16 protein-coding genes are annotated in these 18,926 nt (G+C 69.3%); 12 read left to right on the plus strand and 4 right to left on the minus strand.

The annotated features are described in order from the left end of the window. Positions 1-90 precede the first annotated feature (90 nt). From ACE5C1_RS11675 to ACE5C1_RS11720, 10 genes are all read left to right on the plus strand, one after another. Positions 91-498: a phage major tail protein, TP901-1 family gene (locus tag ACE5C1_RS11675; RefSeq protein ID WP_374944250.1), complete on the plus strand. Its 408-nt coding sequence runs from the start codon at positions 91-93 to the stop codon at positions 496-498. 158 nt (positions 499-656) lie between these two features. Then, entirely contained in the window at positions 657-968 is a 312-nt protein-coding gene (locus ACE5C1_RS11680) for a gene transfer agent family protein (protein ID WP_374944251.1), read from the plus strand. A 254-nt stretch (positions 969-1,222) separates the two neighbouring features. Continuing rightward, on the plus strand, positions 1,223-1,369 hold the full coding sequence (locus tag ACE5C1_RS11685) for a phage tail assembly chaperone (RefSeq protein ID WP_374944335.1): 147 nt from the start codon (positions 1,223-1,225) through the stop codon (positions 1,367-1,369). Continuing rightward, on the plus strand, positions 1,362-1,922 hold the full coding sequence (locus ACE5C1_RS11690; protein WP_374944252.1) for a tail tape measure protein: 561 nt from the start codon (positions 1,362-1,364) through the stop codon (positions 1,920-1,922). The genes ACE5C1_RS11685 and ACE5C1_RS11690 overlap by 8 nt, the downstream gene beginning before the upstream one ends. Positions 1,923-1,940: 18 nt before the next feature. Then, positions 1,941-4,193 carry a DUF2460 domain-containing protein gene (locus ACE5C1_RS11695; protein ID WP_374944253.1) on the plus strand — a complete coding sequence of 751 codons (2,253 nt, stop codon included), beginning with the start codon at positions 1,941-1,943 and terminating at the stop codon, positions 4,191-4,193. Between the two features lie 69 nt (positions 4,194-4,262). Then, positions 4,263-5,060: a DUF2163 domain-containing protein gene (locus tag ACE5C1_RS11700; protein ID WP_374944254.1), complete on the plus strand. Its 798-nt coding sequence runs from the start codon at positions 4,263-4,265 to the stop codon at positions 5,058-5,060. Further along, positions 5,057-5,440, plus strand: a complete 384-nt coding sequence (locus tag ACE5C1_RS11705) for a peptidoglycan endopeptidase (protein ID WP_374944255.1) — start codon at positions 5,057-5,059, stop codon at positions 5,438-5,440. The genes ACE5C1_RS11700 and ACE5C1_RS11705 overlap by 4 nt, the downstream gene beginning before the upstream one ends. 1 nt (position 5,441) lies before the next feature. Then, positions 5,442-7,556 (plus strand): phage tail protein, encoded by a 2,115-nt coding sequence (locus ACE5C1_RS11710; RefSeq protein ID WP_374944256.1) that lies wholly within the window; start codon positions 5,442-5,444, stop codon positions 7,554-7,556. Between the two features lie 15 nt (positions 7,557-7,571). Further along, entirely contained in the window at positions 7,572-8,015 is a 444-nt protein-coding gene (locus tag ACE5C1_RS11715; RefSeq protein WP_374944257.1) for a DUF2793 domain-containing protein, read from the plus strand. A gap of 112 nt (positions 8,016-8,127) precedes the next feature. Next, positions 8,128-9,249 carry an OmpA family protein gene (locus ACE5C1_RS11720; RefSeq protein WP_374944258.1) on the plus strand — a complete coding sequence of 374 codons (1,122 nt, stop codon included), beginning with the start codon at positions 8,128-8,130 and terminating at the stop codon, positions 9,247-9,249. Positions 9,250-10,588: 1,339 nt separating this feature from the next. Here ACE5C1_RS11720 and ACE5C1_RS11725 read toward each other — a convergent pair. The 4 genes from ACE5C1_RS11725 to ACE5C1_RS11740 are packed head-to-tail and all read right to left on the minus strand — an operon-like array spanning position 10,589 to position 15,985. Beyond that, a complete protein-coding gene (locus tag ACE5C1_RS11725) occupies positions 10,589-11,614 on the minus strand; it encodes an arabinan endo-1,5-alpha-L-arabinosidase (RefSeq protein WP_374944259.1) in 1,026 nt (341 codons plus the stop codon). Further along, positions 11,614-12,609 (minus strand): family 43 glycosylhydrolase, encoded by a 996-nt coding sequence (locus ACE5C1_RS11730; RefSeq protein WP_374944260.1) that lies wholly within the window; start codon positions 12,607-12,609, stop codon positions 11,614-11,616. Before ACE5C1_RS11730 ends, ACE5C1_RS11725 begins: the two co-directional genes overlap by 1 nt. Beyond that, complete coding sequence (locus tag ACE5C1_RS11735; RefSeq protein WP_374944261.1) at positions 12,606-13,154, minus strand: hypothetical protein; 549 nt, start codon at positions 13,152-13,154, stop codon at positions 12,606-12,608. Before ACE5C1_RS11735 ends, ACE5C1_RS11730 begins: the two co-directional genes overlap by 4 nt. A 29-nt stretch (positions 13,155-13,183) precedes the next feature. Then, positions 13,184-15,985, minus strand: coding sequence for a TonB-dependent receptor (locus ACE5C1_RS11740; RefSeq protein ID WP_374944262.1), 2,802 nt, complete (start codon positions 15,983-15,985; stop codon positions 13,184-13,186). A 260-nt stretch (positions 15,986-16,245) separates the two neighbouring features. Between ACE5C1_RS11740 and ACE5C1_RS11745 the strand changes: the two genes are divergently transcribed. Together ACE5C1_RS11745 and ACE5C1_RS11750 are read left to right on the plus strand one after the other, a co-directional pair. Next, positions 16,246-18,066, plus strand: coding sequence for an IlvD/Edd family dehydratase (locus ACE5C1_RS11745; protein ID WP_374944263.1), 1,821 nt, complete (start codon positions 16,246-16,248; stop codon positions 18,064-18,066). Beyond that, positions 18,066-18,923, plus strand: coding sequence for an SMP-30/gluconolactonase/LRE family protein (locus ACE5C1_RS11750; protein ID WP_374944264.1), 858 nt, complete (start codon positions 18,066-18,068; stop codon positions 18,921-18,923). Before ACE5C1_RS11745 ends, ACE5C1_RS11750 begins: the two co-directional genes overlap by 1 nt. Positions 18,924-18,926 lie beyond the last annotated feature (3 nt).

The raw sequence follows: 18,926 nt of genomic DNA on the forward strand, positions 1-18,926 counted from the left end.
GCTGGGGTCTCCCCGCAAGCAGGAAACCGCCCTCCACGGCCTGCGCCGCTCCCCCAAGGGGAGAGGGAAAGAACAGAAAGGAGCAAGGACATGGCGGTGGAGAAGGGTAGCGCGTTCCTTTTGAAGGTCGGGGACGGGGCGGCGACGCCGGCGTTCGCGACGGTGGCGGGGATGCGGACGACGCAATTGTCGGTGAACGGCGAGGCTGTGGTGGTCACCACCAAGGAGTCGGGCGGGTGGCGGCAGTTGCTGTCGGGCGCGGGGGTGCGGTCGGTCAGCGTGTCGGGGGCGGGGGTGTTCACCGGCTCTGCGGCGGAGGCGCGGGTAAAGGGCAATGCGCTATCGGGCGTGCTCGACGATTACCGGCTGACGTTCGAAGGGGGCGAGACGATGACCGGGCGGTTCCTGGTGACCCGGCTGGATTATGCCGGGGATTTTAATGGGGAGCGATCCTACACCTTGTCGCTGGAGAGTTCCGGCGCGGTGGTGGCGGCGTGATGGTTCCCTCTCCCCCTGTGGGAGAGGGAGGGAGCCGCGCAGCGGCGGAAGGGTGAGGGGGCGGAGCGAAGCTCCGCGCGAGCCTTCGGCTCGCCCCCTCATCCGGCGCTACGCGCCACCTTCTCCCACAAGGGGAGAAGGGAGAAAGGAGATCGGACATGACACAAGCGAATTCAGTTCGCGGCGAAGCTTCGTTGCGGGTGGGCGGGGAGACCTTGGTGCTCAGGCCGACGTTTGCGGCGCTGGTCGCGGCGGAGGAAGAATTGGGGCCGCTGTTCGCGCTCGTCGAGCGGGCGACCGAGGGGCGGCTGGGGCTCGGCGAGATCGTGGGGCTGTTCTGGCATTGCCTGCGGGACGCGCCCGAGGGGGTGACGCGCGATCGGCTTGGGGAGGCGGTGGCCGAGGCGGGGCTGGCGGCGGCGATGCCGGTGCTGCGGGTGCTGCTGCGGCAGATCTTGAGCGGGCGGTGAGGGGGTGCACGCCTGCCTCCCCGGCACGGGGAGGGGGACTGCCGCGCGCAAGCGCGGTGGTGGAGGGAGAGACACAAGGGCCGACGTGCGTGGGGCTGCCCCTCCACCCCTCGGCTTCGCCGAGCGCGCGAGCTTTGGCTTGCCCCCGGCAAGCCAAGATCGTGTCTGGGGGACACGATCTCGCTCGCACGCCCCCTCCCCGTGCCGGGGAGGAATTTGCCGGGGCAGCCGTTCGGCTGGCGGGGTTTGCGGGGGTGGTTCTGGGGTGGGGGCCGGATGTCTTCTGGTCCTCGACCCCGGCCGAGCTGGCCGCCTTGACAGCGGTGCTCGGGGGCGATGCGCCGGTGGCGATCGATGGGCGTGGCCTGGCTGCGCTGATGAGGGAGTTTCCGGATGCCTAGAGACTTTGGCGATGATTTCGATGCGGCGGTGATCGGCGTGCGTGCCGATACGGGAGGGTTTGCGCGCGATGTCGCGGCAATGCGGGAGACGCTGGAGGGGTCGCTGGGGACCGGGGCTGAACGGGCGGGGCGGGCGATCGAGACGTCGCTGCTGCGCGCGGTGCGGACGGGCAAGCTGGGATTCGACGATCTGAAGCGGGTGGCGCTGTCGGCGCTGGCGGAGATCGCGGCCGAGGCGGTGAAGGGGGGTCTTGCTTCCGTACTCGGCGGGAGCTCGGTGTCCGGGGTGCTGGCGGGGGTCGTCGGTGGGCAGCCGGGCCGCGCGACCGGCGGGCCGGTGACGCCGGGGCGGGGCTATCTGGTCGGCGAGCGGGGGCCCGAGCTGTTCGTGCCGACGGCGAGCGGGCGAGTGGAGGGGGGCGTGTCCGCCGGTGTGCGCGAGGTGCGGGTGGCGATCACCGTCAACGCGGCGGCCGGAGAGGCACCGGCGGCGCTGGCGCGGTCCTCGCGGCAGGTGGCGCGGGCGGTTCGGGCGGCCTTGGCGGAGGATTGAACAAGCAGGAGAAGCGGTATGGGCTGGTGGCTGGCGAAGCGGCGGACGGTGCAGGCTGTCGATACGATCACGCGGTTCGCGTCCGCATATTGGACGGTTAATTTCCCGCGGCCGATGATGGCGGCGGTGACGACCCCGGGCCCGCACGCGATCCGGGTGGATGCCGTGTTCTATCGGCGCGACGACTTGGCGGGATTGATCTGGGAGGCGGAGGACCGGTTCGATCATCCTTTGCTTGCCTATGAGAGTGCGCGGGATTTTCGCGGGTGTCGCCTCAGCTTTCGGTGGCGGTCTTCGGGGATCAAGCCGCTGGATGCAGTGCATGGGCCGACGCTGACGATCGAGGGGCGCGACGCCGCGGGAAGCCCGAGGGCCTGGTATGTGCGGCTGTGGAATTATGCGGCCGGGGCTCCCGAGGACGCGCAGGTCGTGCTCGACTTCGCGAAGCTGGATGGCGGGTTCTTGCTGCCCGAGGAGGCGGACCCGGTCTGGGCGGGGGATGTCGACCGGATGTTCGTGTCGCTGGTCGCGCCGGGGTATGACGCGAGCGATGCGATGCTCAGCGGTCCGGCCGAAGGGTGGGTCGAGCTGACGGGGGTGCGCTGCGACGGGGCGGGATCGGTGATCGCGATCGGCGATGTGGTGGTGCCCGAACATGGGCTGGGCATCGCGAGCGGCTATGACGACAGCTACAATCTGACGCCCGCGCGGTTGCTGCGCAACGCGCTGCACCTGGGGTATCGCGGCGCGCTGATCCATTATGTCGGGATGAGCCATTACTTTCGGCTCGACGCGGCGCTGAAGGTCACGGGCGTGCTCAACGTCGCGTGCGCGGCGTGGCACCGGGACTTTGCGACGCGGGCGAAGGCGTTCGGGTACGAGCTGATCTGGTCGCTGAGCTACGAGCTGTTCGACGCGCATTGTCCGAGCACGTGGAAGCAGCGGGCGGCCGATGGGTCCCCGGCGCTGACCGGGTGGGTGCCGCCGTCGACCTTGCTTAGCCCGGCGCATGCGGGGGCGATGGCGTATCTGCGCAGCGTCGCGGCGGCGTTCCTGGCGATCGGTACAGCGGCGGGGTTGAACCCGCGGTTTCAGGTCGGCGAGCCTTGGTGGTGGACGATGCCCGATGGTCGCCCGTGCCTCTACGATGCAGCCGCCGTGGCTGCGCTTGCGCCGGTGGCGATCCCGACGTTGCGGGGGCCGCTCGACGCGGCGCAGCGCGCGACGCTGGACCGGGCGGGGGCGTGCCTGGCGGCGTCGACTGCGGCGCTGTGTGCGGCGGCGGTTCAGGCGGGGGGTGGGGGGTGCGTCACGCATCTGCTGACGTATCTGCCGACGGTGCTCGATCCGGCTGCGCCCGAGGCGAAGCGCGCGAACATGCCGGTGGGGTGGGCCTCGCCGGCCTTCGATGTGCTGCAGCTGGAGGATTACGACTGGGCCGCCGCGGGGGCGACCGCGGATACCGCGCGCGGGGTGGCGGCGGCGCAGGCGCGGCTGGGCTATCCGGCGGCGGCGCAGCACTACCTCGCCGGGTTCGTGGCGAGGCCCGAGGATGCGCTGCAATGGGGCGCGATCGATGCGGCCGCCGAGGTGGCGCGGGCGCGCGGGGTGGCGGCGGTGGTGCTGTGGGCGCTGCCGCAGGTGATGCGCGACGGGTTCGTGCACTTCGATTCAGAGGAGACGGCGATGGCGTTCGACGATGTGCAATTTCCGCTGGCGATCGGCGCGGCGGCGGAGGTGGCGCCGACCTTTTCGACCGCGATCGTGACGGCGGCGGGGGGTGCCGAGCAGCGAAACGCCGCGTGGGCGGAAGCGCGGACGTTCTACGATGTCGGGCCGGGGGTGCGATCCGAGGCGGACATCGCGGCGTTGCTGGCGTTCTTTCGTGCGCGCCAAGGGCCGGCGCGGGCTTTCCGGTTGCGCGATCCGTTCGATTGTACCGGCGCCGACGAGGCGATCGGGACCGGCGACGGAGTGGAGCGGCGGTTCGCGCTGGTGAAGCACTACGGCGATCAGGTGCGGCGGATCACGCGGCCGGTGGCGGGAAGCGTCAGCGTGACGGTGGCGGGGGTGGCGACGCAGGGGTTTGCGGTCGAGGGCGGTGGCTCCGTGGTGCTCGATGTGGCGCCGGGTGCGGGTGCCCCTGTGCGCGCGGGGTTCGGCTTCGACGTGCCGGTGCGCTTTGCCGAGGACCGGCTCGCGGTGACCGCAGCGGCGTGGCGCGCGGGGGAAGCGGCGAGCGTGCCGTTGGTGGAGGTGCGGGAGGGGTAGGGCGGCCGAGATTGCGGGCAACGCAATTCCTCCCCGTTCGGGGGAGGATCAAGAAGGGGGAGAACAGACATGACCGAACTGACTTGCCTCGCGATCTGTTGGCGGATGGAGCGGGGGGATGGGGTGGCGGTGGGGTTGACGGGGCATGACCGCGACCTGGTCGTCGACGGGCTGGTCCACCGGGCGGCGCCGGGGATGGTGCCCTCCGCCGTGGTGCGCTCCGAGGGACTCGAGGCGGATACGATGGAGGTGGCGGGGGCGCTGACGTCTGCGGCGGTGGGGGAGGACGATCTGCTTGCCGGGCGATGGGACGGGGCGCGGGTGGCGGTGTTCGCGGTCGACTGGCGGGATGGTTCGGGGCGGGTCGATCTGGGTGCGGGGACGATCGGCGCGGTGGAGACGAAGGCGGGCGGGTTTACGGCCGAGCTGCTCGGGGCGAGCGCGGCGCTGGACCGCGCGGTGGTCGAGGAGACGTCGCCCGAGTGCCGTGCCGAGCTGGGCGATGCGCGGTGCCGGGTGGCGATGGCGGGGCGGCGGCGGTTCGCGCGGGTTCTGGGCGTCGAAGGCGCCGTGGTGACGCTCGATGCGGTCGAGCCGGTGACGAATGGCTACGGTGGCGGGCGGCTGCGGTGGTTCGGCGGCGCGAACGGCGGGATGATCGCGGCGGTCGCGGTGTCGCGGGGGACGACGGTGACGCTGCGCGCCGAGCCGGCGTTCGCGGTCGAGCCGGGAACCTTGGTCGAAGTCGCCGAGGGGTGCGACAAGAGCATCGCCACCTGTGCGGCGCGGTTCGGCAATGCGGCGAACTTTCGCGGCGAGCCGTTTCTGCCGGGCGTCGACCTGCTGACCCGGTATCCGGGCGCATGAGCGCGGTCGCGGCGGCGGCGCGCGGGATGCTGGGGGTGCGGTTCCGCGCGCAGGGGCGCGGGCGCGAGGGGGTGGATTGCGTCGGGCTGGCGGCGGTGGCGCTGCGCGCCGGCGGGTTCTCCGGCGTGGTGCCGCGGGGGTATCGGTTGCGTGGCGGCGATCCGGTGCGGGTGGCGGCGATGCTCGATGGCATGCTGGCGCGCGGCGACGGGAAGGCTGCGGGCGACGTGCTGCTGTGCGCGTCGGGGCCGGGGCAGCTGCACCTGGCGATCCGGGTCGAGGACGGCGTGATCCATGCCGATGCGGGGCTGGGGCGGGTGGTCGAGCGGCCAGGGGTGGTGCCGTGGCCCGTGCTCGGCGCGTGGCGGATAGGAGCATGAGATGGCGACGTTGATCCTGACTGCGGCGGGGTCCGCGCTGGGCGGGCCTGTCGGTGGCGCGATCGGGGCTTTGCTGGGGCAGCGGGTCGACCGCGCGGTGCTGGGCACGCGGCGCGAGGGGCCGCGGCTGACCGAGCTGGCGGTGCAGACCTCGTCCTACGGTACGCAGATCCCGAAACTATTCGGGACGATGCGGGTGGCGGGGACGGTGATCTGGGCGACCGACCTGGTCGAGACGCGCAGCACGACCGGGGGCAAGGGCGCGAAGACGAGCGTCTATGCCTATGCGGCGAACTTCGCGGTGCTGCTGTCGGCACGGAGCGTGCGCGACGTGCGGCGGGTGTGGGCGGACGGGCGCTTGCTGCGCGGGGCGGCGGGGGACTGGAAGGTGCGGACCGGGTTTCGGGTGCATCTCGGCAGCGAGGATCAGGCGGTCGATCCGCTGATCGCTTCGGCGGAAGGGGTGGGGCTGGCACCGGCGCACCGGGGTTGCGCCTATGTGGTGTTCGAGGGGCTGGAGCTGGCGGAGTTCGGCAACCGGATTCCGTCGCTGACCTTCGAGGTGGTGGCCGACGATGGCACGGTCGCGTGCGGCGCGGTGGTGCGGACGCTGGCGAACGAGGTGACCGCAGCGGACGGCGGGCTGGCGCTCGGGGGCTTCGGGGCGGCGGGCGGGAGCGTGCGCGCGGTGCTGGAGACGTGTGCGCAGGCGAGCGGGGGGTGGTTCGCGCCCGATGGCGACGGGCTGGCATTCCGGACCGGCGGTGGTGCGGCGCGGACGGTGGAGGACGCGGGGTTCGGCCGCGCGACCGGTGCCCGGACGGTCGCGGCGCCAAGGACCGCGCCCGGCGTCGTGGCGGTGTCGCATTATGACGCAGCGCGCGATTACCAGGCGGGGCTGCAGCGCGCGCGGCGGCCGGGCGGCGGGGTGCGCGTGGAACGAGTCGAGGTGCCCGCGGTGATCGAGGCGGGCGCGGCCAAGGCGGTGGCCGAAGCGGTGCTGGCGCGCGGCGATGTCGAGCGGATGCGGCGGACGGTCGCGCCGGGGCTGGCGGCGATCGGCGTGGTGCCCGGGGATGTGGTGGCGATCGCGGGCGAGGCGGGCGCGTGGCGGGTGGCGCGGGCGTCGCTGGAGGCGATGGCGATGGTGCTGGAGCTGGTGCGGCTGGTGCCGGGAGTGGTCTCGACCGGGGCGAGCGGCGGGCGGGTGCTGGCGCAGCGCGATGCGGTGGCGGGCCGGACGGTGCTGGCGGCATTCGAGATTCCGACGCTCGATGACGCGTTGCTCGATGCGCCGCGGCTGACGATCGTGGCGGCGGGCGAGGGTGCGGGGTGGCGGTCGGCTTCGCTGCTGGTCAGCACCGACGCGGGCGCGACGTGGAACGAGGCGGGGACGACCGCGGCGCCGGGCATGATCGGTGTGATCGAGGCGCCGCCGGATGCGGGGTCTGCGGTTTTGGCCGACCTGGCGGGAGCGATGGTGGTGCGGCTGGCGCATGCGGGGATGCTGCTGACCGATGCGGACGATGTCGCGCTCGACCGGGGCGCGAACCTGGCGCTGGTGGGAGACGAGCTCCTTCAGTTCGGGGTGGCCGAGCCGCTGGGCGGCGCGCGGTGGCGGTTGTCGCGGCTGCTGCGCGGGCGGCGGGGGAGCGAATGGGCGATCGGTGCGCAAGCGGCCGGGGACCGGTTCGTGGGACTCGAGGTGGGAGCGGTGCGCGCGGTGGCGTTGCCCGCGGGAGCGCGCGACGTGCGGGTGCTGGCGTCGGGGGTGGGCGATACGGTGCCGGTGGCGGCGGCCGCGATCCTCGACGGGGCGTCGGTGCTTCCGCCTTCGGTTGCGCGATTGCGGTGGGAGGCAGGCGCACCAGACGAGGCGGTGGTCCGCTGGGTACGGCGGAGCAGGGTTGGTTGGCGATGGCGCGATGGCGCCGACGTGCCGCGGGGCGAGGAGGCCGAGATGTATGTCGTGACCGTGACGCGGACGGGTGAACCCGATGCGACGACGGTGAGCGGCACGGCGTCGGTGCGCGTGGCGCGGCCGGCGACGGTGACGGTGCGCCAGCGCGGCACGCATGGGGATTCGAGGGGGGCGACGATCGTCGTTCCCGCCTGAACAGGAGAGACTGAGATGACCGACAGTGCACGGCTGGCGCTGCCCTGGCTCGCGGCGGGGCAGGCGCAGAAGGAATGGACCCACAACGAGGCGCTCGCGCTTCTCGACATCGCGGTGCAGGCGAGCGTGGAAGCGGTGGGTGTCGACGTGCCACCGGAGAACCCGGCAGCGGGCGCGTGCTGGATCGCCGGCGCGGCACCTACGGGCGCATGGGCGGGCCGGGCGGCGGCGATCGCGGGGTGGACCGAGGGCGGCTGGCGCTTCGTCGCGCCACGTGCCGGCTTTGCGGCGTGGAGTGTCGCGGACGGGACGCTCGTGCGCTACGGTGCGGGAGGGTGGCGGATCGAGCGGGCGGCGCCGATCGCGGTGCCGAGCGGAGGCGCGGTGATCGATGCGGAGTGCCGGAACGCCGTGACCGCGATCCTCGCGGCGCTGCGCACCGGGGGCTTGCTGGCGTGATATAGGTGTGTCGTTCGGGTCACACTCCGGCTTTTGTTGGCTTGCGAAGAAACCAAGCATCCAGTACTGGGTTTGCCGTGTCCGTAGTGACAACTCAGAAAGGGGACTTTTTATGCGGAAGCTTGCCGTAATCCTGGCACTCGCCTCCACCGCTCTCGCCACGCCCGCCCTCGCAAAGGACAAGGCATGGTATGTCGGTGTCGAGGGCGGCGCGATGATCGTGGAGGATATCGATTACGATATCGGCGCCGCGAACAACGCGGGTTCGGTCGATCACGACTATGGGTTCGATGTCGATGGGACCATCGGCTATGATTTCGGCGCGTTCCGCCTGGAAACCGAAGTCGGCTATCGCCGTGCGACGGTCGACGGCTACCGCTCGACGGTGACGACGCCGATCACCACCGGCGCGGGTGCGCGGTTCGATGCGCCGCGGGGCCCGTACAATTACGCGGGCGGCACGACCTCGGCGCTCAGCTTCATGCTGAACGGCCTGCTCGACTTCGGTGACGACGACGGCATCCAGGGTTTCGTCGGCGGCGGTGTCGGCGTGGCGCGAGTCAAGGCCAATTACGGCCTGAACAGGAACTCCGATTTCCTCGACGATTCGGACACGGTCTTCGCCTATCAGGGCCTGGCAGGCGTTCGCGCACCGCTGACCAAGAACGTCGATGCCACGCTGAAGTATCGTTATTTCAACGCGGACAACGTCAAGCTGGTCGACGCGTCGAACCGTACGTTCGACGGCCGGTATCGGTCGCACAGCATCCTGGGCGGCCTGACGTTCAACTTCGGCGAGCCCGAGGCACCCCCGCCGCCGCCGCCCGCCGACGTGCCGCCGCCGCCGCCGGTGGTCGAAGCACCGCCGCCGCCGCCGCCGGTGTGCACGCAGGGACCGTTCATCGTGTTCTTCGAGTGGGACAAGTCGGACATCACCCCGGAAGCAGGGTCGATCCTCGACAATGCGGTCACCCAGTATCAGACGTGCGGCAATGCGCAGGTCATGCTGGCGGGCTTCACCGACAAGTCGGGTTCGACGTCGTACAACGTCGGCCTGTCTCAGCGTCGCGCGGACTCGGTCAAGGCCTATATGACGTCGCGGTCGATCCCCGAGGGCTCGATCTCGACCGAAGCGTTCGGCGAAAGCCGTCCGCGGGTCGATACCGCCGACGGTGTCCGCGAAGTGCAGAACCGCCGCGTGGAGATCACTTACGGTCCGGGCTCGGGCCAGTAAGACCCTTTCCCGAGCGGGAACGGAATCGGGGAGGTCGGCGCAAGCCGGCCTCCCTTTTTCGTTGGCTCGGCGGTGATTGCTTGCAGGCCGACCGACGTGCCAACGGAGCGACATGCGCTTTAGAGCGGGATGACGTTGCCTTGTTTCCCCTCCACTTTAGGAACGTCGGGTGAATCGCACTCCGCGCGGTCGAGGTCAGGCTGGGAGCCTGAACGACCTGACGCTGGGTTTGGGGGTGGGGCGGTGCCGCAAGTGCCTCGCCCGGGGATAGGTCCCACCCCAACTCAGTGTCGGGTGAACGATGCCCCGCATCGTTCAGGCCATGCTGGGGGCATGGCCGACCCGACACTCCTGGCGGGCCGGGGCTCAAAACGACTCAACATAACGTCATGTCGCTCTCAAGCGCTCGGTCGCTGCGTCCTGGCCTCCGTGTGCTTGCGTCGCCGGTCGCGTTGCGGCCGGGCATGCCGTCGACATCCCCGCGACCGCAGCCGTCGATCCGACCCGCAGCGCGCGCTGCCGGTGCGGGGCACGCGTTCAAGCCGTTCGATGCGGCTCTGTTCGGCGCCATGTCGCAGCTGTGGTGACCCATCGCCCTGCAACTGCCGGTTGTTTGCGAGGTCTGTCCGTGGCGGGTAGCGATGCGGGTGAGGCGGTGATCGCTGTTGAGGCTGTTGTGCCCGAAGGCGACGCGGCTGCGGGGGCCGCGTGAGCTCACCACGCCTCCTTGGCGCTGCACCCTCGAAGACCGTGCGGGAGGCTGATCTACTGCCGAGAAGAAGCGGGGCCCCGGGTCAAGCGCGGGGTGACGAAGGACGGCGCGTGCTTCAACCTGCTCGGAGCAGGTCCCGGGAGAGCCGGCGGTGCCGCTTGCAACAACGGTCCTCAGGCCGTGTCGCGCGCGCCGATCGCGGGATCGTCAGGGTAGCGCGGAGTCCGCCTTGCGGGGAACGGCTGAGCACCGCCAAGGGGCGGGTCGCCGAAATCCATGGCAAGGCCTTTGTCATGGCCGATGCCAGCGGGCGGGCGCTGGTCGATACTGGGCGCGAGGGCGAGGGCGGCGCCCCGGTCACCGTGGGCGAGGCAGTGACGGTGCAGGGCCGCTTCGATGACGGCTCGTCCACGCCGCGTTCCTGGTCGGCGCGGACCACAAGGCGGTGGCGCTGGAGCCGCTGGGCGGCCCGCACGACGGGCCCGGCCGCCATGGCGCGCGGCATGGTCCCGACCGTGACGCGCCACCACCGCCGCCGCGCGCGGCCGGCGCTGCGCCGCAAGCCGTGGCACCTGCAGCCACGCCCCGCTGATTCGCGCCGGGGCGGGCGCGTGCTCGCCCTCGCGGTCAGGTCAGCGCGGTGGGCCAGCCCTGCGCGTCCCAGGTCAGCTCGGCGAGGCGCAGCGTCGGGCGCGAGGCGTGGGCGACATCGTAGGCGTGATAGACGACCAGGTCGCGCGTCGCGTCGCGGTAGAGGCCGCAGTGCCCGGGGCCGCGCCAGTTGGTCGATCCCCAGGGGCGCTCGACGATCACGCCGGTGCCGTAGCCCTCCATCATCGGCTTGCCGTCGCGACCGAGGTACGGGCCGGTGACGGTGCGGGCGCGGCCAACCGCGACGTAATAATTGCTCTGGTCCTTCTTGCAGCAATAATCGTAGCTGGCGAACAGGTAATGCCAGCCGTCGCGCGGCAGGATGAACGCGCCCTCCACCGGGTTATCGCCGCCGGAAGGCGCGGGGCGGTAGGCGATCGAATGGAGCTGCGCGCCGGGCTTGGGCTTGCCGGTCGCCTTGTCGAGCGCGACCAGTTTCAGGCCGCTCCAGTAGCTGCCGAACGCGAGCCAGTGGTTGCCGGCGAGGTCGATGACGAAATTGGCGTCGATGACGTTGTAGGTGCCGCCGGCGAAGGATTCGATCACCAGGCCGTGGTCGGTCCAGCCGTAACGCGGGCTCGCGCGGTCGAGCGTCGGGCTGGTGGCGAAGCCGGTGACCGATCGCATCGACCCGCCGGTGGAGACCGAATAATAGAGGCGGAACACGCCGTCGACGAAATGGATGTCGGGCGCCCACATCGCGGTGGCGCCGGGGATCGCCTTTGCCGCCCAGGCAGGGACCGCGTCGAAGGGCGAGCCGTTTTCGCGCCAGACATGGAGGTCGGTGGAGGTGCGCCAGCTCGGACCGGGCTTGCCCCACCAGCCGCCCGAGCCGAACACGTGATAGGTGTCGCGCTCGCGGATGATGACAGGGTCGTGGAGCCCGGTGAGATACCCCGAGAGCTGGTCGTTGAGCGGTGACGGTGCCGCCGACGCGCCTCGCGTCAGCGCCAGCGCGCCGCCGGCCAGCCCCATCGACAGCAAAGCGCGGCGATCGAGCATCAGTGCACCGTCTGCACCTGCACGGCCTTGGCCGGCAGGGTCGGGGCGGCGGCGCCGTCGGTCATGACGATCGGGCGGATGGTGCCGTCGGCGGCGTAGCGGACGCGGTCGATCGCGACCTGACGCTCGCCCTTGAGCGGTGCGGGACCGGCGCGTTGCTCCCAGCGGTGATAGACGATCAGGGTTTCACCTTTCGGCGTTGTCACGAAGCTGTGGTGGCCGGGACCCTGGTGGCGCGCGTCGCTCGTGAGGATCGCGCCCCGGTACGTCCACGGGCCGATGGGCGATAGGGAGGTGGCATAATGGACCGAGTAATCGGGGCGGTTCCAGTGGCCGTGGCTGTAGGACAGGTAATAGGTGCCGCCCCGTTCGTGCATGAAGGCGCCTTCGGTGAACTCGGGCGGCTGATCGACCGGGACTTCGCGGGCCAGGCTGACCATGTCGGGGTTCAGCTCCCAGACGCGCAGCTTCGCGCCTGCGCTGCCGCCGGCGTAGAGATAGGCCTTGTTCGAGCGCGGATCGACGAAGACCATCGGGTCGATCGCCTCGAACTCGCCATCTGTGGTCTTGAAGCCGGTGACGAGTGGCTTGCCGCTGTCGCGATAGGGGCCCTGCGGATGATCCGCGACCGCGACGCCGATGCGGCTGGGCGTGGGGTTCTGGGGGCCGACCGAGTAATAGAGGTACCATCTGCCGTCGCGAGTGGCCACGCCGGGAGCCCAGAGGAAATGGTCCTTCGCGCCGTCGTCGCCGATCCACGCGATCTGGTCCCGGCGCAGGATCTCGCCGCGCGGACGCCAGGTCTTGAGGTCGCGCGAGGAGAAGGCGCCGAAGCGGTCGGCGACCCAGCTGCCGCCGGGGCCGCCGGTCGGGAACACCCACAATTCGCCGTCGATGAACATCGCGTGCGGGTCGGCGCCCTGGAATTCGGGATTGCGCGCGACCGCCGCGGTGGCAAGCGCAAAACCCAGTGCGGCGAGCAGGCGAATTTTCATTGTGTGGGCTGCCCGTAATCGAGGACGAACACCGGGCCGATGTCGAGCACCTGCTTCGCCGCATCGAGATGCAGCGCGGCGTTGAGCGCGCGCGGGGCGTAGTCGCGGTCGGCATTGCCCTTGACCTGATACATCTTCCATTCGGGCGCGACGTCGAAGGGCTGTTCGAAGATCGCGCGGACCACCGGGGTCGCCTCGAGCTGGACGCGGCCGATCCTGCCGGGCGCGCCGTTCTCGGTTTTGACTGCGCGCGCCCAGAAGGCGATGACGATGCGATCGCCCTTCTTCACGGGTTTCAGGACGGGCGTGGTGATGCCGATCCGCCAGAAATCGGCATGGCCGGCGAGCGGCATCCGCATCGCCTTGCCGAACTGGACGTCCTTGTCGGCGCGGATCGCCGGGGGCAGGTTGAGACCGTAGGGGTTGAGCGCATCGACGCGAGGGTCGTTGGCGATGCGGTCGGCCATGCTCGCTTGCCCCTGCGCCGCACCGCCGATGGGCAGTGCGACGAGGAGGCAGAGCGCGGCGAGGGGGGCGAAACGCATGGCCGAAACTTCCTTGCTCGGGCTTCGGATCAGAAGCGGAACCGTACGCCGAGCGAATAGCTACGCTCCAGGTAGACGATCTGCCGTGTGTAGATGTCGCCGGTGTCATACGGACGATAGCGCTTCAGCGGATTGCCGATAAGGTTCACGATATCGAACGCGACGGTGATGTTCGGCACCGGCGTGATCGAGGTCGAGAAGTCGAGCTGTCCGCGACCGCGCTCGACGATCGGGTGGGTGAACGGGTCGAGCGCCTCGTTCGTATAAGCCGTGACGAACTTCGAACGGTAATTGTAGGCGAGCCGCGTCGAGAACATCGGCCGTTCGTACAGAGCCACGACGTTGTAGGTCCATTTCGAGACCCCGAGGAATGGGCGGGACCCTGGATTGAGATCCTCCTTGGCGTCGTTGTAGGTGCCGTTGGCCTGAACGCCGAAGCCCTTGGCCCATTCGGGCAGCCCGCCGATGTCGAGGAAGCTGGTGAACTGCACCTCCGCGCCCTGCAGCCGGACGTTGCCCAGATTGTACGGTCGGTCGATGCGAATGCCCGGGGTGGAGCGGTCCTGGTTCGTGGCCAGGAACCCTGCCGCGTCATGCCGGAAAATCGCCGCAGTGAACGAGCCCGACCGCGAGAAATAATATTCCAGGCTCGCGTCGTAATTGTTGGACGTGAGCGGCTTCAGGTTCGGGTTGCCCGCCGAACCGCCGCGACGCCGACGCTCGACGCATTGCGCGGTCGTGACGGCAGGGTCGAAACAAGGATCGTTGACGTCGTTGATGACGACCGGCTGTCCCAGCGACGTGTTCGGACGGAGATCGAAGAAGCTCGGCCGAGTGCGCGTCTGCGTGTAGGCAAGTCGCAGCTGCAATTTATCGTTAAAGGCGATTCGTCCGCTGACGTTTGGCAGATAGTCGGTGGTTTCGCTGTTCGACGTGATCGGCGGGAACGTGATCACGTTGTTGCCGGCATCGACACGCGAAAAGCCGTCGATCCGCGTCTTGGTCTTGATCGCGCGCAGGCCCGCGACGCCGTCGACGACGATATTGCCCACATCGAAGCCGTACTTCAACTGCGCGTAGGCAGCATAGGACTTCTCGTTGGCACGAAAATTGTTGGCCGGGTCGAATGCCGGCAGCCCGGCGGGTTCCTTGAAGAAGGCGCGCAGCGCGACGAGATTGTCGCGAATGCTGTTGCGGGTGATCGCCGCATAAGCGACGTTGGGCTGCACATTGTTGTAGGTGAAGCCGGGCAGGCTGGTCGTGACGATCGCGCCCGGAAGCGAAGTCAACGGGATCCTGTCTCCCTCATTGTTCATGTAGATGTTGCCGAAGTCGCGAGCGGCATCGCGATCGGCGTAGCGCACGCCGAACTGCACGCGCTTCAGGAAGCCGCCATCGAAATTGTATTCCAGGTCGGCACGCGACTGCCAGTCCTTGCCGCTGACGACCGTCAGCTCCTGGTACAGGCCGCGACTGAGGAAATTGGCCGGGTCGGTGATGTCGAAATTGACAAAGGTCTGCGTCGGCCCGCCATCCCTGGAAGCATCGAACTGGACGTTGCGCACCGGCGAACTGGCGAACAGATAATCGACGTTGACGAGGTTCGCGGTGAACTTGCTGTCCGTGTAGGCCACGTCGGCGGAAATCTGCAGCCGGTCCCTCTTCCATATCGCGCCGGCGCCGGCCTGGTAGGTGTCGGTCTTGCCATTGAACGAGCCCGTGTAACCATCGGGGCGTACCGCGTTGGTGACGGTCGCGGTCGAGATCTGGTTGGTGCCGGGGATCGTCGTGACGTTCGACAGCGTGATGTCACCGAAGATCGGGATGAAGTTCCAGCGGTTGTAATCCTTCGACCGGAAGCCTTGGTACAGGCCGTCCGCATAGATTTCTAGCTCGGGCGTGGGCTTCCACTGGAAAGCGGCGTTGGCCGACGGGCGATAGCGAGCACCATAGCCGAGGAAATTGCCCTGCGCGTCGGGAAAGCGCAGCCCCGCAGGCTGACCCGGCGCCCTGTTCGAGATGGCGCCTGTATTCGGGTCAACCTGATTGGTTCTGCCGATCACCAGCGACTGTTCGCGCGTTGAATCAAGGAAGTTGATGCCGACATAGGAGGCGTTCACCAGGAACCCCATCTCCCCGATGCCGGTATTCCAGCGGTCGCTGATCAGCAGGTTGCCGTTGGGCACGATCTTTTCGGACTGTTGCGACAGCACGCCGTTGAGCGAGCCCGACAGTTCGAAGCCGTTGAAGTCGAACGGCCTGCGCCCGCGCACGTTGATGGAGCCGGCGATACCGCCCTCGATCTGGTTGGCGAGCCCCGACTTGTACACCTCCAGCGCCGCAACCGTGCCGGCCGGAAAGTCCTGGATCTGGACGTAGCGACCCTCGGCGGTGAAGATCTGGCGACCGTTGTAGGTGGTGGTGAGATCGGGCAGCCCGCGCACGGTGACGCCCGCCGATTCGCCGCCGCCGCGGGTGACCGCCACGCCCGCGACCCGCTGCAACGCCGACGATGCGAAGGTGTCGGGGAGCTTGCCGATGTCCTGCGCGACAATCGCATCGACGATGCCGTCCGAGTTGCGCTTGATCGCCTGCGCCGATTCGAGGCTGCGACGCAGGCCGGTGACGACGATGTCGCCGGTGTCCTCGGTCGGCGTATCCTGCACCGACGCGTCGGGCGCGGTCGGGGTGACGCTCTGGTCGGACGCGGTGTCGGGTTTGGGCGCTTCCTGCGCGCCGCCCGCAGGACCGGTCTGCGCGGTCGCGGACGAGGCACCCGCAAGAGCCACGATCGCCGACACCGATGCACACAGAAACGCCTTGCCCGTCATATCATCATCCCCGTTTGCCACCGTCGGTATTCCGAGCGGCCATGCCGGGTTGGTAAAACGATCATACGCGTCAGGCAATACGCATTTATCAGATTATTCGACAAAATCGTGAACGGGGTCTTGTAGGACAAAAGGATTGCAAGGTAGGTACGATCCGACAGGTGGCGGGTTTGCTCGTCGCCGTATGGGTCGGCGATCCGGGTAGCGGACGCACATGACGCATGACCGAGACGAGGAGGGGCAGCGATGCAGACGAACTCATGCCACGGACGATCCGCGTGACCGGCACCGGTGCGCCCACGCCACGGCTGCGCTCCCGCGCTTGGTTCGACAATCAGGCCAATCCCGACATGACCGCGCTCTACGTCGAGCGATACCTGAACTTCGGGCTGAGCCTGGAGGAAATCCAGTCGGGGCGGCCGATCATCGGCATCGCGCAGTCGGGCAGCGACCTGGTGCCGTGCAACCGCCACCATCTGGTGCTGGCGGAGCGGGTGCGCGACGGCATTCGCGATGCAGGCGGCATTCCGATCGAGTTTCCGACCCATCCGCTGCAGGAGACGGGCAAGCGCCCGACTGCGGGGCTCGACCGCAATCTGGCGTATCTGGGGCTGGTCGAGGTGCTGTTCGGCTATCCGCTCGATGGCGTCGTGCTGACGATCGGTTGCGACAAGACGACACCCGCTGCGCTGATGGCGGCGGCGACGGTCAACATCCCCGCGATCGCGCTGTCGGTGGGGCCGATGCTCAACGGCTGGTTCAAGGGCGAGCGCACGGGCTCCGGCACCATCGTGTGGCGCGCGCGGCAGATGCTGGCGGCGGGCGAGATCGACTATGCGGGCTTTATCAAGCTGGTCGCATCGTCGGCGCCGTCGACCGGCTTCTGCAACACGATGGGCACCGCGACGACGATGAACTCGCTGACCGAGGCACTCGGCATGTCGCTGCCAGGCTCCGCGGCGATTCCCGCACCGTACCGCGACCGTCAGGAGTGCGCGTGGGAAACCGGTCGGCGCATCGTCGAGATGGTCCACGCCGACCGCAAGCCGTCCGACATCCTGACCCGCGCGGCGTTCCTCAATGCGATCCGGGTCAATTCGGCGATCGGCGGATCGACCAACGCGCCCATCCACCTGAACGCGATCGCGCGCCACATCGGCGTCGCGCTGAGCCTCGCCGATTGGGAGGATCACGGTGCCGACGTGCCGCTGCTGGTCAATTTGCAGCCCGCGGGCGAGTATCTCGGCGAGGATTATTACCGTGCCGGCGGCGTCCCCGCGGTGATGGCCGAGCTGCTGCGTGCGCAGATGATCGACGGCAGCGCGATGACCGTCAACGGCCGGACCGTCGCCGACAATGTCGCGGGGGCGACGATCGAGGATACCAAGGTCATCCGGCCACTTAGCGATCCGCTGATGCGCGGCGCCGGGCTGTCGGTGCTGACCGGCAATCTGTTCGACGGCGCGGTGATGAAGCTGTCGGTGATCTCCGACGAGTTCCGCGAGCGGTATCTGAGCGACCCGGCGTCGCCGGGGGCGTTCGAGGGCAAGGTCGTCGTGTTCGACGGGCCGGAGGATTACCATCACCGCATCGACGATCCGGCGCTGGAAATCGATTCGCACACCATCCTGGTCATTCGCGGCGCGGGGCCGGTCGGCTATCCGGGCGGCGCCGAGGTGGTCAACATGCGCCCGCCCGCGGCGCTGATCCGGTCGGGCGTCCACGCGCTGCCGTGTATCGGCGACGGGCGGCAATCGGGCACCAGCGGCTCGCCGTCGATCCTCAACGCCTCGCCCGAAGCCGCGGTCGGCGGCGGTCTCGCGCTGCTGCGCACCGGCGACCGGGTGCGGATCGACCTGAACGCACGCACCGCGAACATGCTGCTGAGCGATGCGGAGATCGCGCAGCGCAAGGTGGACCTTGCCGCGATCGAGGACGAGCTGTTCCCCGCTTCGCAGACGCCCTGGCAGGAGATCCAGCGCAGCCTGACCGGGCAGTTCGATACCGGCGCAGTGCTGGAGCCCGCGATCAAATACCAGCGGATCGCGCAGACCCGCGGGCTGCCGCGCGACAGCCATTGATGGCACGCGTCCGCACCATTGCCCGCGACCGGCGCGACACGCTCGGCGAAGGCGTGCTGTGGTCGGCGCGCGAGAATGCGGTGTATTGGGTCGATATCCTCGGGCAGCGGCTCAACCGCCTGTCGCTGGCCGACGACAGCGTCGACGGCTGGGACATGCCCGACGTGCTCGGCTGGGTGATCGAGCGCGAGGAGCGGCAAGGCTTCGTCGCGGGGCTCGGGCGGCGCTTCGTGCGGCTGACGCTCGATCCGCTGACCGTGGAGACCATCGCCGCGCCCGAGGACGAGCGGCACGGCAACCGCTTCAACGATGCCAAGGCGGATGCGCGGGGGCGTATCTGGGCCGGGTCCATGCCGTTCGGTTGCGATCAGCCGAGCGGCAGCCTTTACCGGCTCGATACCGATGGCCGCGCGACGCGCGTCGAGGATGGCTATACGATCCCCAACGGGCCGGCCATCCCGCCCGAAGGCGGTTTCCTGCTGCAGACCGACACCGCGCGGAACACCATCTATCGCTACACCGTGCGCGACGACGGAACGCTCGCGGACCGCACCCATTTCATCGTGTTCGAGGATGGCTGGGGGCACCCGGACGGGATGACCTTCGATGCCGAGAACTTTCTGTGGGTCGCGTGCTGGGGCGGATCGTGCGTCGCGCGCTTCGCCCCCGACGGCCAGCTCGACCGGCGTATCGCGCTGCCCGCCAGCCAGATCACCAACTGCGCGTTCGCGGGCGAGGGGCTCGACCGGATGTTCGTGACCTCGGCAAGCGACGGGATCGACGAGGCCGAGGGCGGATGCCTGTTCGAGGTCGATCCCGGCTGCCGGGGCCTGCCGCCGTATCGCTACCGAGGCTGACCG

This window comes from Sphingomonas sp., assembly GCF_964263785.1.
Classification (GTDB): Bacteria; Pseudomonadota; Alphaproteobacteria; order Sphingomonadales; family Sphingomonadaceae; genus Sphingomonas.